General features: G+C 61.0%; 14 protein-coding genes. 1 reads left to right on the forward strand and 13 read right to left on the reverse strand.

Features of this window, described 5'->3' with window-relative positions:
- Position 1: 1 nt before the first annotated feature.
- From NFR19_RS02845 to dnaG, 11 genes are all read right to left on the reverse strand, one after another.
- On the reverse strand, positions 2 to 580 hold the full coding sequence (locus NFR19_RS02845) for a helix-turn-helix domain-containing protein (protein ID WP_251212272.1): 579 nt from the start codon (positions 578 to 580) through the stop codon (positions 2 to 4).
- Positions 577 to 1113, reverse strand: a complete 537-nt coding sequence (locus tag NFR19_RS02850; RefSeq protein ID WP_251212273.1) for a 2-oxoacid:ferredoxin oxidoreductase subunit gamma family protein — start codon at positions 1111 to 1113, stop codon at positions 577 to 579. The genes NFR19_RS02845 and NFR19_RS02850 overlap by 4 nt, the downstream gene beginning before the upstream one ends.
- A 3-nt stretch (positions 1114 to 1116) precedes the next feature.
- Positions 1117 to 1947, reverse strand: a complete 831-nt coding sequence (locus tag NFR19_RS02855; protein ID WP_251212274.1) for a thiamine pyrophosphate-dependent enzyme — start codon at positions 1945 to 1947, stop codon at positions 1117 to 1119.
- Between the two features lies 1 nt (position 1948).
- Positions 1949 to 3013, reverse strand: a complete 1065-nt coding sequence (gene vorB / locus NFR19_RS02860; RefSeq protein ID WP_251212275.1) for a 3-methyl-2-oxobutanoate dehydrogenase subunit VorB — start codon at positions 3011 to 3013, stop codon at positions 1949 to 1951.
- Positions 3010 to 3231: a ferredoxin family protein gene (locus NFR19_RS02865; protein WP_251212276.1), complete on the reverse strand. Its 222-nt coding sequence runs from the start codon at positions 3229 to 3231 to the stop codon at positions 3010 to 3012. Before NFR19_RS02865 ends, vorB begins: the two co-directional genes overlap by 4 nt.
- Positions 3232 to 3310: 79 nt before the next feature.
- Positions 3311 to 5086, reverse strand: coding sequence for an AMP-binding protein (locus NFR19_RS02870; protein ID WP_251212277.1), 1776 nt, complete (start codon positions 5084 to 5086; stop codon positions 3311 to 3313).
- Between the two features lie 75 nt (positions 5087 to 5161).
- Positions 5162 to 5746 carry a helix-turn-helix domain-containing protein gene (locus NFR19_RS02875; protein ID WP_251212278.1) on the reverse strand — a complete coding sequence of 195 codons (585 nt, stop codon included), beginning with the start codon at positions 5744 to 5746 and terminating at the stop codon, positions 5162 to 5164.
- Positions 5747 to 5805: 59 nt separating this feature from the next.
- A complete protein-coding gene (locus NFR19_RS02880) occupies positions 5806 to 7266 on the reverse strand; it encodes a transcription antitermination factor NusB (protein WP_285813437.1) in 1461 nt (486 codons plus the stop codon).
- Positions 7263 to 8192, reverse strand: coding sequence for a methionyl-tRNA formyltransferase (gene fmt / locus NFR19_RS02885; RefSeq protein ID WP_251212280.1), 930 nt, complete (start codon positions 8190 to 8192; stop codon positions 7263 to 7265). The genes NFR19_RS02880 and fmt overlap by 4 nt, the downstream gene beginning before the upstream one ends.
- Entirely contained in the window at positions 8193 to 8744 is a 552-nt protein-coding gene (def, locus tag NFR19_RS02890; RefSeq protein ID WP_251212281.1) for a peptide deformylase, read from the reverse strand.
- A 35-nt stretch (positions 8745 to 8779) separates the two neighbouring features.
- The gene (gene dnaG, locus NFR19_RS02895) at positions 8780 to 10618 is read right to left on the reverse strand and encodes a DNA primase (RefSeq protein ID WP_251212345.1); all 1839 of its coding nucleotides are present in this window, start codon (positions 10616 to 10618) and stop codon (positions 8780 to 8782) included.
- A gap of 96 nt (positions 10619 to 10714) precedes the next feature.
- Here dnaG and NFR19_RS02900 point away from each other — a divergent pair, with 96 nt between their 5' ends.
- Complete coding sequence (locus tag NFR19_RS02900; RefSeq protein ID WP_251212282.1) at positions 10715 to 11941, forward strand: deoxyguanosinetriphosphate triphosphohydrolase family protein; 1227 nt, start codon at positions 10715 to 10717, stop codon at positions 11939 to 11941.
- A 15-nt stretch (positions 11942 to 11956) separates the two neighbouring features.
- Here the strand turns inward: NFR19_RS02900 and rnhA are convergent, their stop codons facing one another.
- Both rnhA and NFR19_RS02910 read right to left on the reverse strand, forming a co-directional pair.
- Entirely contained in the window at positions 11957 to 12460 is a 504-nt protein-coding gene (gene rnhA, locus NFR19_RS02905) for a ribonuclease HI (protein ID WP_251212283.1), read from the reverse strand.
- 9 nt (positions 12461 to 12469) lie between these two features.
- Positions 12470 to 14617 carry a sodium-translocating pyrophosphatase gene (locus tag NFR19_RS02910; RefSeq protein WP_251212284.1) on the reverse strand — a complete coding sequence of 716 codons (2148 nt, stop codon included), beginning with the start codon at positions 14615 to 14617 and terminating at the stop codon, positions 12470 to 12472.
- Positions 14618 to 14747: the final 130 nt, after the last annotated feature.

Raw genomic sequence — 14747 nt, forward strand, 5'->3', positions numbered from 1 at the left:
CCTATTCAGCTATGATCGTTATGAATTTCGCGGTCGCATCGCCATGACAGCGCTGTCCGTGCGGTATCTCCGGGTTGAAGTAGATGCTGTCCCATTGGTTGAGCACGAACTCCTTATCGCCCACGGTGATCGCCACCGACCCCTCGATGACGAAGTTGAACTCCTGACCCTTATGGCTGATCAGCTCTACCGTCTCATCGCCCGGCTCAAGGATCACCACCAGCGGCTGCATCATCTTGTTGCGATAGCGCCAAGCCATATCCTCGAAGTGGTACCCCGGGTGGCGGTCGACCACCTTGCCCTCGCCACGCCGCACCACATGATACGTATCAAGCTTGGCGGACGTACCAGTCAGCACCTCGCTCATATCCACACCGAAGCGATGCGCCATGTGATAGATCGCCGAAATGGGAACATCATCGGCTACCGTCTCCCACTGCTCGTAGGTCTCCACCGGCACGCCCAGGTCGCTCGCCATGTCCTCGACCGATACATCGCACGCCTCCCGCAAGCCCCTGATGCGCTCGGCAAGCTCTTTCAGATCGGTATCTGCCATCGTACCTGTCATACCATCGCTCATGCGCTCATTCCCATCTCTAGCGCTTGTTTATTGCTCTCTACCAGGTGCGGCTTCGTGGGCGGCACGCATTTGCGAATGGCCTCGTCGAGCGTAGCGCGCTCGCAAAAGCCGGTCTTATCCCACAGCTTCCCCAAAAGCACGATATTGGCCAGTTTGCCCAATTCGGCATCTTGGGCGATCTTCGATGCGGGGATGCCCACCTTCTCAAGGTCTGCGCGCCCATCGGTCGGCGCGATCAGGTCGCTGTCGTAGACGATGACCGCTCCCGGACGCGCCTCCATGACGAAGCGGTCATACGAGGGTTGGTTCATGGCGATCACTGCCGTGGGATCGGTCACCAGTGGACTGCCGATCGGCTCATCTGACACGGTCACCGAACAGTTCGCCGTGCCGCCGCGCATCTCTGGACCATACGAGGGAAACCACGACACCTCCCGGTCCTCCAGAAGCCCCGCATACGCGATCACCTTGCCCGCGAAAAGCGTGCCCTGACCGCCAAAGCCAGCGAGCACCGCCTGTATCTCCTTCTGCATGCGCTATGCCTCCTCTGCGTAGCCAGACACCATCGGGCACGCCGCCGCTCGCGCCGCAGCTGCCTCGGCCACATTCGCGAATCCGTCAGCCTGCACATCCTTGTACACGCCCAGCGGATAATAGGGCAGCATGTTCTCGCGCATCCACGCGAACGACTCCTCGGGCGTCATGCCCCAGTTGGTCGGACACGTGCTCACCACCTCGATCAGCGAATAGCCCACCTTATCCACCTGATTCTGGAAGCCGCGCTTGATGGCCTTCTTCGCCTTGCGCACGTTCTTCGGTGAATCCACCGTCACGCGCTCGAGGTAGGCCACGCCATCAAGCGAGCTCAGAAGCTCGCACACGCGGATGGGATAGCCCGCATACGCAGGGTTGCGCCCGTACGGCGAGGTCTGCGTCACCTGATGCGGCAGGCTGGTCGGCGCCATCTGGCCGCCGGTCATGCCGTAGATGGCGTTGTTGATGAAGATGACCGTGATGTTCTCACCGCGCGTGGCCGCATGGATGGTTTCGGCCATGCCGATGGAGGCCAAGTCCCCATCGCCCTGGTAGGCGAATACCAGATAGTCCGGGAAGACGCGCTTCACCGCAGTGGCCACCGCCGGTGCGCGACCATGCGCCGCCTCTATCATATCGCAACCAAAGAAATCATAGGCCATGACCGAGCAACCCACGGGCACCACGCCCACGGTCTCACCCTCCCGGTCGAACTCGTCGATGCACTCTGCCACCAAGCGCTCCACGATGCCATGGGTGCAACCAGGGCAGTAGTTCGTCACTACGGGCAGCAGCGACTTCGGTCGCTCGAACACGCATTCCATCTCCGCCATGCTAGTCCCCCAACCTCTCGTTCAGCGCCTCTATCTGGGCAAGCACCTCATCGGGACGCGGAATGACCCCGCCAGCGCGCCCGAAGAACTCCACCGGCGCCGCACCGTTCACCGCCAGCTGCACATCCTCGACCATCTGGCCCATGTTCATCTCCACCACCAAGAACGCCTGCGCGTTGCATGCAGCGATGGCTTCCTTGGGATAAGGCCACAAGGTGATGGGGCGAATGAGGCCCACCTTGATGCCCTTGGCCCGCGCATCGTTTATCGCGCTGCGGGCGATGCGCGCCGCCGCACCGAACGCCACCACGACGATATCCGCATCGTCAACGAGGTATTCCTCCACGCGCACCTCGTTGCGCTCGATCTGCGCATAGCGCTCGAAGCGCTCTCTGTTCTTCGCATTGAGCGCGTCGGCATCCAAGAACAGCGAGTTCACCACATTATGCGGACGCTTGCCATGCGTACCGTCGGTCGCCCACGACTTTGCGGGCAGGTCGTCCAACGCGCGCTCGGCAGGCATCACCACCGGCTCCATCATCTGACCCAGCATGCCGTCAGCCAAGATGACCACCGGCGTGCGATACGTATCGGCCACGTCAAACGCCGCATAGGCCAGATCGGCCATCTCTTGCACGGTCGAAGGCGCATACACCGGCAAGAAGAAGTCACCGTGCCCCATGGCGCGCGTGGCCTGCCAGTAATCGCTCTGCGAAGGCTGGATGCTGCCCAAGCCCGGACCACCGCGTTGCACGTTGATGATGACAGCGGGCAGATCGGCGCCCGCCAGATACGAGATGCCCTCGGTCTTGAGCGAGATGCCCGGGCTTGAAGACGAGGTCATCGTGCGCTTGCCGCACGCAGCAGCGCCGTAGACCATGTTGATGGCCGCCACTTCGCTCTCGGCTTGCAGATAGACGCCCTCGCGCTTCGGCATATGCTTGCTCATGTACGCCGCCAGCTCGGTCTGCGGCGTGATGGGGTATCCGAAGAAGAAGCGGCAGCCCGCGAGCATGGCAGCTTCCGCCAGCGCTTCGTTGCCCTTCATCAATACTTTCTCGCTCATGCGCGCACCTCCCGGTACACCGTAATGGCCACATCAGGGCACATCAGGGCGCAGGTCGCGCAGCCCGTGCATGCATCCTCGTCAATGCATGTTGCCGGATGGTACCCCTTTGGCGTGATCGTATCCATATCGAGCTTCAGAATAGACTGCGGGCACACCCCTACGCAGATGCCGCACCCCTTGCAGAAGCCCTCGTCTATGACAACTCTTCCTTGCATAGATGAACCTCTCATCTTAATGAAAGCGAGCCGCGCATCCTTGCTGCGGCCCGCTCATGCTGGCTTGCTTCTGTCCCGATTATACCAACCCCTCCGGGACCACTTGCTGTTTATCGGCCTCCCGAATGGCAACGCGTCGTATCTTGCCGTTGACGGTGCGAGGAAGCTCGTCAACATATTCCACGATGCGCGGATACTTGTAGGGTGCCGTTTGATCCTTCACCCACGCCTGCAACTCGCGCGTCAACTCGTCGGAGCCTGCGAACCCATCCGCGAGCACCACGGTAGCCTTCACCGCCATGCCGCGCAGCTCATCGGGCACCCCCGTCACCGCCACCTCGCGCACCGCCGGGTGCTCCAGCATCACGCTCTCGATCTCGAACGGCCCGATGCGATATCCGCTCGACTTGATCACATCGTCGTTGCGGCCCACATACCAGTAATAGCCATCCTCATCTTCCCAAGCGGTATCTCCGGTGTGATACCACCCATCATGCATGGTGGCCGCTGTCTTTTCAGGGTCGCGGTAGTATTCCATCATGATGCCGGCCGGATGCGGATCGATATGGATGCACACCTCGCCGGTCTCGCCGGTCGCGCACGCGGTGCCGTCCTCGCGCAAAATGGCTACGGTATACAGCGGCACTGGCTTGCCCATCGAGCCGGGACGCGGAGTGGAATTCGTCAGGTTCCCGATCGTCAGTGGCGTCTCCGTCTGGCCGAATCCCTCGAAGATGGTCAGTCCTGTGTTCTCCTTCCAAAAATCGAACAGATCGGGGTTGAGCGCTTCGCCAGCCGTGGTGGAATATTCAAGACTTGACAGGTCATAGGCGCCCAAGTCCTCCTGCATCATCATGCGATACATCGTCGGGGGCGCGCAGAACGTGGTCACCCCATAGCGGCCGATCAGGTCGAGTATCTCGCTGGCATGAAAGCGGTCGAAATCATACGTGAGCACCGCGGCCTCCATGAGCCACTGTCCGTAGAACTTGCCCCACACCGCTTTGCCCCATCCGGTATCGGCAATGGTGAAATGCAACCCATCGGGGCGCACGTTGTGCCAATGCTTGGCGGTGATCAGATGCCCGAGCGAATAGAGGCTGTTATGGAGGACCATCTTGGGATTGCCCGAGGTGCCCGACGAGAAGTACAGCAGCATAGGTTCATCGGCCAGCGTTTCGCGGCGCTCGAAGACCTCTGATGCGGCGCGCACCTCGGTGTTGAAATCAATCCAACCAGCACGCTCGGCTGGCAACGCGCAGATGCCCGCCTCACCCGACAGCGCAGACCCGAAACCGCGCCCACCGTCAAGGAGCGCGCCATGCTCATCGCGCTCGGTCAGCCCAGCGCCCGCCGGGTTCACCAAGATCAGCTTCTCCACGCTCGGGCATTCCTTGACGACCGCATCGACAACATCAGCTACCTCGCCAGCGCTCGTAGCGATAACAGCCTTGATGCCCGCCCCATTCAAGCGATAGGTCATATCGTGCTCTTTGAGCATGAACGTAGCAGGCACCATGACGGCACCCAGCTTCGCCAGCGCCAGCGCCACGAACCAGAACTGGTAATGGCGTCTGAGCACGACGAGCACCTTGTCACCGCGCCCGATGCCTTGATCGGCCAGGAAATTCGCGGTCTTGTCCGACCACCGCTTCATATCTGCGAACGTGAAGACATGCTCTTCGCCTTCCGGGTTGCACCACACCATGGCGCGACGATTGGCATCGTGCATCGCGATATCATCCACCACGTCGTAGGCGAAGTTGTACTGCGGCTCGTTATGTAACTCGAACTTCGTCAGAAGCCCATTCTCGTCGTATTCCTCATTCACATACCGTAGATGTATGTTCCTCATCTCAAAAACCTCCATCAACTCAGAATCAACCGGCAACTCAGGTTTTAGGTGCAACGCTCGCTGCGGAACGCGCACCTACCTAATGCAGTGATCCTGCGGTTTCAAGACGACGGCCAGGAAGGTGCACGGCTCGCCTTCGATGGCGATCATGCCATGACCGCGGCCCGAATCGTACATGAGCAGATCGCCCGGACCAACCTCTTCGATGTGATCCTCATACGCGAAGCGAAGGTGCCCCGAGATAACGAAATCGATCTCTTGCCCTTCGTGGTACGACAGGTGAATGGGCTCATCTTGTGCATCGGCAAGATAGGGCGCGGTCACCAGGAACGGCTCGGCCAGCTTATGGCGAAAATGCGGCGCCTTGTGCAGGTATTCGAAGCCCGCGCGACGCTTGATGACCAGCCCCTCGCGTTCTGGCATGAGCGAATAGCCGGTCAAGTGCGGGTTTTCGCCGGTCAGAAGCTCGATCACATCCACGCCCAGCTTGTCTGCGCATTTATATAAGAACGTGAACGAGAGATCCTGCGTGCCGGATTCCTGCGCAGCGTATTCCTCTGCGCTCCGCCCGGTTGCTGCGGCCATCTCTTCAACGGTGTAGCCCATATCCTCACGAAGCGCCCGTATGCGATTCGCGACCTCTTTGATGTTCGGTTCCATGATCATCTGCTCCTCAGTCGCTGGAACGTCTGATTGTAGAACAACAGGCGCTCTCTTGCTCAGACCCGTTTCGTCATTACGGCGCAAAAATGCGCGTCGCATCCGCCAGAGGTCAACGGCGGCGCGAAGAGGGACGCACCGGCAATCGGTTGCAACTGATAAGAAGCGCCGCATCTTGAGGCGAGGAACTGCTCGATCGCGCAGACATTCTCAGCGGGTGCGATGGTGCAGGTGGCATAGACAAGCGTTCCACCTGGCGCCACCTGAGCGGCAGCGCTTTCGAGCAAACGGCTGTCCAGCTCGGCTGCCGCTTCGAGTTCGTCCGGTGTGATGCGCCAGCGGATCTCAGGATGGCGACGTAGCGTGCCGAGCCCGGTACAGGGCGCATCAACGAGCACCGTGTCGAATAGCTCATCGCCCAACGAGGCGGAAAGGTCGGTCGCGTCTCCTATAAGCACGGCACTGATATGCGCACCGCATGCTCGTGCGTGGTCTTCGAGCGGTGCCTGCTTGGATGCGACCGCATCGAGCGTGCAGAGGTGCTCCACTTGACGGCCACACCTGCGCATCGCATCGCTTTGGATGAGCAACGCCTTTGTGCCACGCCCCGCGCACGCATCTAACAGGGAGGTCTGCGCATGATCGGCCGCAAGAGCGGCGACGGCCTGCGCTGCCGCATCTGCCACGATCACCGCGCCCGATGCGATCAGTTCGGTGAACGCAGGGTGTGCGACCGCGGCCGCATCCTCTAATCTGATGCATCCAGGCGTCGGGACAAAGCCGTCACCATCTGTGGAAACGAAGTCTGCGCCGCGCTCGCCGAACGGATGCGAGACCAAGACCCGACGGTCTTCTTCGGCGTCTTCCGACCCCGCTCGAGGCAGGACTATCCCCTCAAGGCGCGCAAAGCCAATGCCAGCGGCCTCAAGCGCCACGACCACGTCCCTCTCAGCTGCACGCAGCGCATTGATGGAGGCGAACACCGGAGGTTGCTCGTTGCTGACCTCCATGAATCGACGCGCCTGCGCTGGCCCACGCCACATCTCCAGACGCTGCGCGAGCCAAACGGGAAACCCATGCGCCCGCGCTGCCGCTGCGATATCCGACCGCGGATCGCCGAACGGAAAATCCTCAGCAAGACGCGCGACCTTGCGCAGCACCGCGTTGGCAAGCCCGCGCGCCTTCGGCGCTACCCAGCCTGCGAGCTCAACACCCTGATCGACGGCCGCATAGTGGTCCTTGTCCAAGAAGAGCATCTCGTAGGTGCTCACCCGCAAGGCATCCCGCACGCGAGGTTTCGCATCGCGCGGGGTGCGCATCGCGCGATCGAGCATCTCATCAAGCGTTCCTTGCGTCTGGACGCATCCGATGGCCAGACGCGTCGCGAAGGCACGATCGCTCTCGCTGAGGTGGTAGCGTGCCAGCACGCGCGGCAGAACATCGCGCACGAACGCCGCACGCGTTCGCACGAGCATCAGCGCTTCATACGCCGCCCTCCGGGCAGCGCTCGCCTTCGTCATGCGTCCCAGCGCGCGTGCCCCGCGCGCACCTCGGCGTTACCTGCTGCGAAATCGCGCGCTGCCATGCGTCGCTTCCCATCAGGGCGCAACTCGACAACCTCGAGCGCTCCCCCGGCGCATCCCAAAAAGAGCGCTTTCCGATCGAAGAGCACTTCACCCGGCGCAACCGCAACCATGTCCTTGGCTGGAACAGCAGCCATCACGCGCACGCCCTTTCTCTCTATCGTGCAACGCGCCGGATGCGCATCATCGGAGGCTAGCACGCGCCGTGCGTTCTTCACCGCGTCAACATGGGGATCGAGCGCAAGCTCGGCCTTTTCGATCTTATCCGCATACGTGACGAGCGATTCATCCTGCTCAACCCAGGCCACGCTTCCGGCCTGTACCTGCTCGAGCGCTGTCAAGAGCGCACGGGCGCCCAGATCGGCCAGCTCCGCCGTCAGCGCATCAGCATTCATGCCGCAAATGGGAATGCGACGCGAAACGCAGTACGCGCCGGTATCGAGCCCTTCTTCCATGCGCATGATGCAAACGCCCGCTTCCTCATCTCCTGCAAGGATCGCGCGCTGAATGGGTGCGGCACCGCGCCAGCGCGGCAACAGCGACGCATGCACGTTAAGACAGCCCTCAGGTGGGATATCCAGCACCTCTTTTGGCAGAATGGCGCCATAAGCCGCAACGCAGATCACATCGGGGCGCAACTCCGCCAAGGCGCGCTGCGCATCCGCATCGCGCAGCGTCCGAGGCGTGCGCACCTCAATGCCCAGCTTCTCGGCGCGCTCTTTTACCGGAGAGGGCACCAGATCGCGCCCGCGTTTGCGCACCGCATCGGGACGCGTATACACGCAAACCACGTGATGGGCCTGCGCGAGCTCTTCAAGAATGGTGGCGGCAAGCATCGGTGTGCCCATGAAGACGATGCGCATCTATGCTTCCACTTCGATCATGGATTGCCCTGGCTGCGCACCTAGCTCCCGCGCACGCTCGTAGGCCTGAATGGCCTTGATGCGCACGTTCGGCTCGCACGCTTCAAACAGCGTCCTGCCATTCAGATGATCCAGCTCATGCTGGAGGCAGCGGCCGAGCAGCTCATCCCCTTCGATCTCCCACTCTTCGCCATCCAGATCGAAGTAGCCCACGCGCGCCCATGGCTGACGGCTTATCGGCACGCTGATGCCCGGGCACGACAGACACGCCTCCATATCGGTCACTGGATCGCCCTTGAGCTCTTTGATCTCGGGATTCACTAGAAAGATGGGGTTGCGCGTGCTCTTGTCCTCGCCATCCCAATCAACATCTATCACCACGAGGCGAATGTTTCTTCCCACTTGCGGCGCGGCAATGCCGCACCCGTTGTTCTCATACATCATCTTGGCCATTTGCCGCGCCAGCTTCAACAGTTCCTTATCGCCAGGCGTGCACGGCTCGCACACCTCGCGCAGCCCCGGATCGGGCGCTTGAACGATCTTCAAACCCATGGATGCTCCTATCGTCTCTTTGGTGCACATGGTATTCACAAGGGCCGTCGTGCACGGCGCAACTCGGTTAATCTGCGCTGCATCTCCACAAGCTCACCGAAAGCATCATCGCTTTGGGCAGCATCACCTGCCGCCATGCGCGCTTTCAGCTCGGACACTGCATCTTCTGCATCTCCGATCGCAAGTTCGCGCGCCAGATACGTCAGCGTGTCCTCAGGCGAGCGCTCGGCATGAGAGGACGCCGCGGTCAGAATGGAAGCCGCATGCCGACTGACGCCACCCGCCTTCGACACCAGATCGGCCGCGCTCATGGCAGGGTCTTCCATCAACGCGGCCAGAAGCGCATCGGCGATGACGCCATGCTCATGATCGTGCCAGCGCGTTTTGGCCATGGTATCAGCAACGGTGATGGCCAAGAGCGGGTGCTGTGCGGCTATGCTCAAGAACTCGCGCTCGAAGCGCAGGCGGTTGACCTCGGATTCAGGAAGGGTCCGCACCAGCGGCGTCGCATGCGCAGCAGCTTCGGATGCCTGCGGTGCTGCGGGCGCGCTCGCAGGCTTGAGCGCAGCCAGACGGCTGAGAGCATCCTCTTCCCGCACATGCACCATCCCCGCGATCTGGGCGGCATAATCCTTCGCCAAGATGGAATCTTTGATGGGCGCGAGCACCGAGAGCGCATCCACCAGTGCCGCACTGCGCCCTTCGGCGGTAGCGATATCGTGCGCAGCGATGCGACGCTCGATGCCGTAGACGAGCAGTGGTTTTGCCTGCACCAACAGCTCGGTCAGCGCCGCTGAGCCACCCTCCTGCGCCACGAATTCCGCCGGGTCAAGCCCACCTGGCAGCGTAACCGCGCAGATTTCCATCTTGGTCTTGCCCGCCTCGGGCGTCATGGCGTAATCGATGAACTGCAATGCCCGATCGGCAGCGCGCTGACCTGCCTCATCGCCGTCGAATAGATACACGATGCGACGACTGGCATGGCGCGAGAGTATGCGAATGTGCTGCATGGTGAGCGCCGTTCCCAGCGTAGCGACCGCGTTGCGTACTCCCGCCTCATGCAGGGCGATCACATCCGTATAGCCTTCCACCACCACCGCAACGCCGCTTGCCGCCATCGGGCCCTTCGCCTTCTCAAGCCCGTAGAGCACCTGCGATTTACGGAAGATGGGCGTCTCCTGCGAATTGAGGTACTTGGGGTTTCCCTCTCCTATCACGCGCCCCCCGAAGGCGATGCAGGACCCAGCACCATCGCGAATGGGGAACATCACACGGTCGAAGAACCGGTCACGCACGCGCCCGGTACGGTCGCGCACGGCCACATTCGCCTCCACCATCTCATCCGCACTGAACCCCAACCTCGTAAGATGGGCGATCAACGTGCCCGACCCGGGCGCAAATCCCAACATCCATTCCTTAGGCACCGCTCCCCCGAAGCCGCGCCCCGCCAGATACGCGCGCGCCGCACCGGCACCGGGCGATTTGCCCCGCATCAGCTGATGATGAAAGAAGTCAGCAGCTGCCGCGCACACCTCGCGCAGACGCTGCTTTTTGCTTTGTGGGACCCCTGCCCCACCGCTTTCCGCAATATCGATATGAGCGCGATCGGCCAGATAATGAACTGCCTCGGCAAACGACATATCCTCGGACTTCATCACATAGCTGAAGACATCGCCCCCCTCGCCGCATCCGAAACAATGCCACAGCTGCGTGGTCGGGTCCACCTTGCACGAGGGCGTGCGCTCGTTATGGAACGGACAACAGCACCAGAAATCGCGCCCGCGTTGGCGCAGGAGCACGCGTTCGCCGAACAAAGCTACGATATCGGTAGCCTCGCGCACCTTCTGTATGTCGTCATCACTGAGCAAGCGCATCCCTTCGGCGTATGGCGGAATCATGGGCGCGATACCCGCGCACATCTGTTGAATGCTATTATCTCTGAAAACTGGTGCATGCGGAAAGTGAGACCGATGGCTGGCAGCGAACAAGAACTACCGTACCTCCAACTCGATCCCGATATCGAGGCATCCATCAGAGAGGATAGACGATGCGGGCGCACGCATCCCCATCGTTTCTCCGATGAAGACGTCGTGCGGCGCGACACCAAGGAGCACGACGCGGCAACGCTAACGCGTCCAGCGTTCATGCGCGATGTGGAAAAGATCGTGAATCTGCCGGCATACAATCGCTACTCCGGCAAGACGCAGGTGTTCAGCCTCGTGGAGAATGACGATATCTCGCGCCGTATGCTGCATGTGCAGCTGGTGAATCGGGTGGCCCAGGGCATCGGCGCGCTGCTCGGTCTCAACGCGCACCTCATCGAGGCCATCGCACTGGGGCACGATATCGGGCATACCCCTTTCGGACACGCTGGCGAGCGCTATCTCTCGGAAAGCTACCACAAGCGCACCGGTCAGTACTTCCACCACAACGTGCATTCCGTGCGCGTGCTCGACCAGCTCTACCCCCGCAACCTCTCCCTTCAAACGCTTGACGGGGTCATCACTCACAACGGCGAGTTCGCAGCGCAGGTGCTCAAGCGCGGGACCACCTCCACCTTCAAAGAGCTCGATGCCATGGTGGAGGCCTGCAACTCAGACGAACAGGTGATTGGCACGCTACGCCCCTCTACGCTGGAAGGCTGCGTGGTGCGCGTGAGCGACATGATCGCGTATCTGGGCAAAGACCGCCAAGATGCCATGGAGATGGGCGTCATCGACTCGCTCGATTGCTTCGATTCGGACATCATCGGACGCGACAACGCGCGCATCATCAACAACGTCACCGTTGATATCGTGAATAACAGTTACGGCACCGACTGCATCCAGATGGGCGAAGCGGTCTTCAACGACCTGAAACGGGCGAAGCGCCAGAACTACCAGGTGATCTACACGCAGGAGGGCATCCTCGACAAGCCCTTCAACGTGGTGGAGACGATGTTCGAGCAGCTCTACGAGCGGCTCCTTGATGACCTGGTTCACGACCGACGCGACAGCCCCCTGTTCCGCCATCATGTGAAGTCGCTTCTGAAAACCTCGCATTCGCTGACCGAAGAGGGATATCTCGCGCAAGAGCCCAACCGGATCGTGGTGGACTACATCGCTTCGATGACCGACAACTACTTCATGAACATCTACGCGCGTCTCTTCCCCGAAAGCCACGACCGCATCCAGCGCGATTACTACGACGCTCGCTGACGACGCCCGCGAGCGCTACAGATCCATGACCGCCTGATCGAGCCCTTCGTAGCCCACATCCACGGCAAGCTCGTCAGAATCGGCCGCCTCGGTCGCCAATCGGTCGCATTCCTCGTTGAGCTCAACGCCCGCATGCCCGCGTACCCATTCAAAGCTCACCCGATGCTGACCTAGCGCCAACAGCAAGCGCTTCCATAGATCGACGTTCTTCACCGGCTCGCTCTTCGTCTTCTTCCAGCCGCGCTGCTGCCATTTATCGATCCACCCTTGCGTGAACGCGTTGCAGACATACTGCGAATCGGTATGCACGACCACCTCGCAGGGCTCCTTGAGCGCCTCGAGCGCAACGATGACTCCCAAAAGCTCCATGCGATTGTTCGTGGTCAGCCGAAAGCCCTGGGAGAGCCGCATCTCATGCATCGTGCCATCGGCTGCCGTATAGCGCAGGAGCGCGCCGTAACCGCCGTTGCCGGGGTTACGGCGCGCGCTCCCGTCGGTATAGATGACGACGCTCTTCAAACCGAACGACTAGAACAGCACCTGGATGGTGATGAACAGCGGACTGAACGTCAGAGCCACGATCGTCATCAGATTGATCAGGATGTTCATGGATGGGCCGGAGGTATCCTTGAAAGGGTCACCCACCGTGTCGCCCACCACGGCAGCCTTGTGAGCCTCAGAGCCCTTGCCGCCGAAATGACCCTGCTCGATGTATTTCTTCGCGTTATCCCAAGCACCGCCGGAGTTCGACATGAAGATAGCCATCAGCATGCCCGTAGCTACCGCACCAGCAAGGAACCCGCCCAACATGGCCGGATCGATGCAGCCGATGATGATGGGCACCACGATAGCGATGATGCCCGGCATCATCATCTCGTGCAGAGCCGACGTGGTGGAGATACCAACGCACTTATCGTATTCGGGCTCCGCTTTGTATTCCATGATGCCGGGAATCTCGCGGAACTGGCGGCGAACTTCCTCCACCATAGCATGCGCCGCACGCGACACCGCGCCCATGGTGAGCGCCGCGAACATGAACGGCATCATGGCGCCGATGAAGATGCCAGCCACGATCAGCGGGTCGGTCAGCGTCAGCTCGAACTCGGGCAGATAGTTGTGCATGGTTGCCTGGTAGGACACAAACAGCGAAATGGCCGACAGGCCAGCGCTCGAGATGGCAAAGCCCTTCGCGATAGCTGCCGTGGTGTTGCCCACCGCATCAAGGGCATCGGTGCGATCGCGCACCTCTTCGGGCAGGCCCGCCATCTCAGCGATGCCGCCCGCATTGTCAGCCACCGGGCCATATGCGTCCACGCCAATGGTGATGGCGGTGTTGGACAGCATGCCGGTAGCCGCAAGGCCCACGCCGTAGAGACCCACTGCGATAGCGTTGCCCGCAGCTGCCTCCGGGAAAGCCATGTTACCGCACAGGAATGCGCCGATAATGGCAAGCGCCACCAGCACGATCGGTGCGATGGTGGACAGCATGCCGGTGGACAGACCCTCGATGATGACGGTAGCCGGACCCGTCTCGGCGGCTTCAGCCAGCTTGTGCACCGGCTTGTAATGGTCAGAGCAGAAGTATTCGGTGATCTTGCCGATAGCCAAACCCGCTACCAGACCGCAGATAACCGAACCGAACAGCCATACCGGTTGCGCGGCAGCTGCCTGGCTGTTCCAGATAAGGAAGATGCACAAGATCACGACCACTTCGATGACCGCAGCCAGATACGTGCCGCGATTCAAAGCCTTGTGCAGATCTGCCCCTTCTTTCGTGCGAACCGCGAACAGCCCGATGATGGAGGTGATGATGCCACACGCCGCGATGACCACCGGAACCACGATGGCCCAGATGAGGTCGCCCCCGATGAAATAACCGCCGAGCGCACCGAACGTGACCGCCAGGATGGTCGGTGCCAGGATGGAGCCGGTGTAGCTCTCGAAGAGGTCTGCGCCCATGCCGGCCACATCGCCCACGTTGTCTCCCACGTTGTCGGCGATGGTGGCGGGGTTGCGCGGATCGTCCTCGGGAATGCCTGCCTCTACCTTGCCCACCAGATCAGCGCCAACATCGGCAGCTTTGGTGTAGATGCCGCCGCCCACGCGCGCGAACAGCGCTACCGCAGAGGCGCCCGTAGCGAAGCCCTCCACCATGCCGATGTGCTCGTGCGCGATATCCATGGTGAACTGATAGGCCAACTCCAGATCGAACATGTTGATGCCGTTGAACACCAGCAGGATCAACCACAAGGACAGTCCCATCAATGCGAACGATGCAACGCACAGACCCATCGTGAGGCCCGAGCGGAAGCTCACCGTGAGCGCTTTGGCCACTGAGGTCTCAGCCGCATACGCGGTGCGCGTGTTCGCGCGCGTGGCCACATGCATGCCCACATATCCTGCCGCAGCCGAGAGCACGCCGCCGGTAATGAACGCGAGCGCTGTGACCCATGACAGCGCGAACGCCATCACCAGAGCCACGACCACCATGAAGATGATCAGCAGCTTGTACTCGCTCATCAAGAACGCCTTCGCGCCTTGTTGGATCTTGATGGAGATGCCGTTCATCTTGTCCGAGCCGGGCTCCTGCTTGAGCACCCAGCTTCCCAGATAGGCTGCCACCAAAATGCCCACCAAGGCGCATACTGGTGCCAACCAGGCTATTGCTGTTGTCACGTATTCCTCCTCAACACTTCACACTATCGCCTGTTGCCGTCTTATCCCCGGTCACACAGGTTTCGGCGATAAGGCGACAACCATCTCATTCTATCCGTTTCGACGCCTCAATACCGAGAAGAATCCGCCT

Origin of the sequence: Adlercreutzia murintestinalis, from assembly GCF_943192905.1 — a bacterium.
GTDB classification, from domain to species: Bacteria; Actinomycetota; Coriobacteriia; order Coriobacteriales; family Eggerthellaceae; genus Adlercreutzia_A; species Adlercreutzia_A murintestinalis.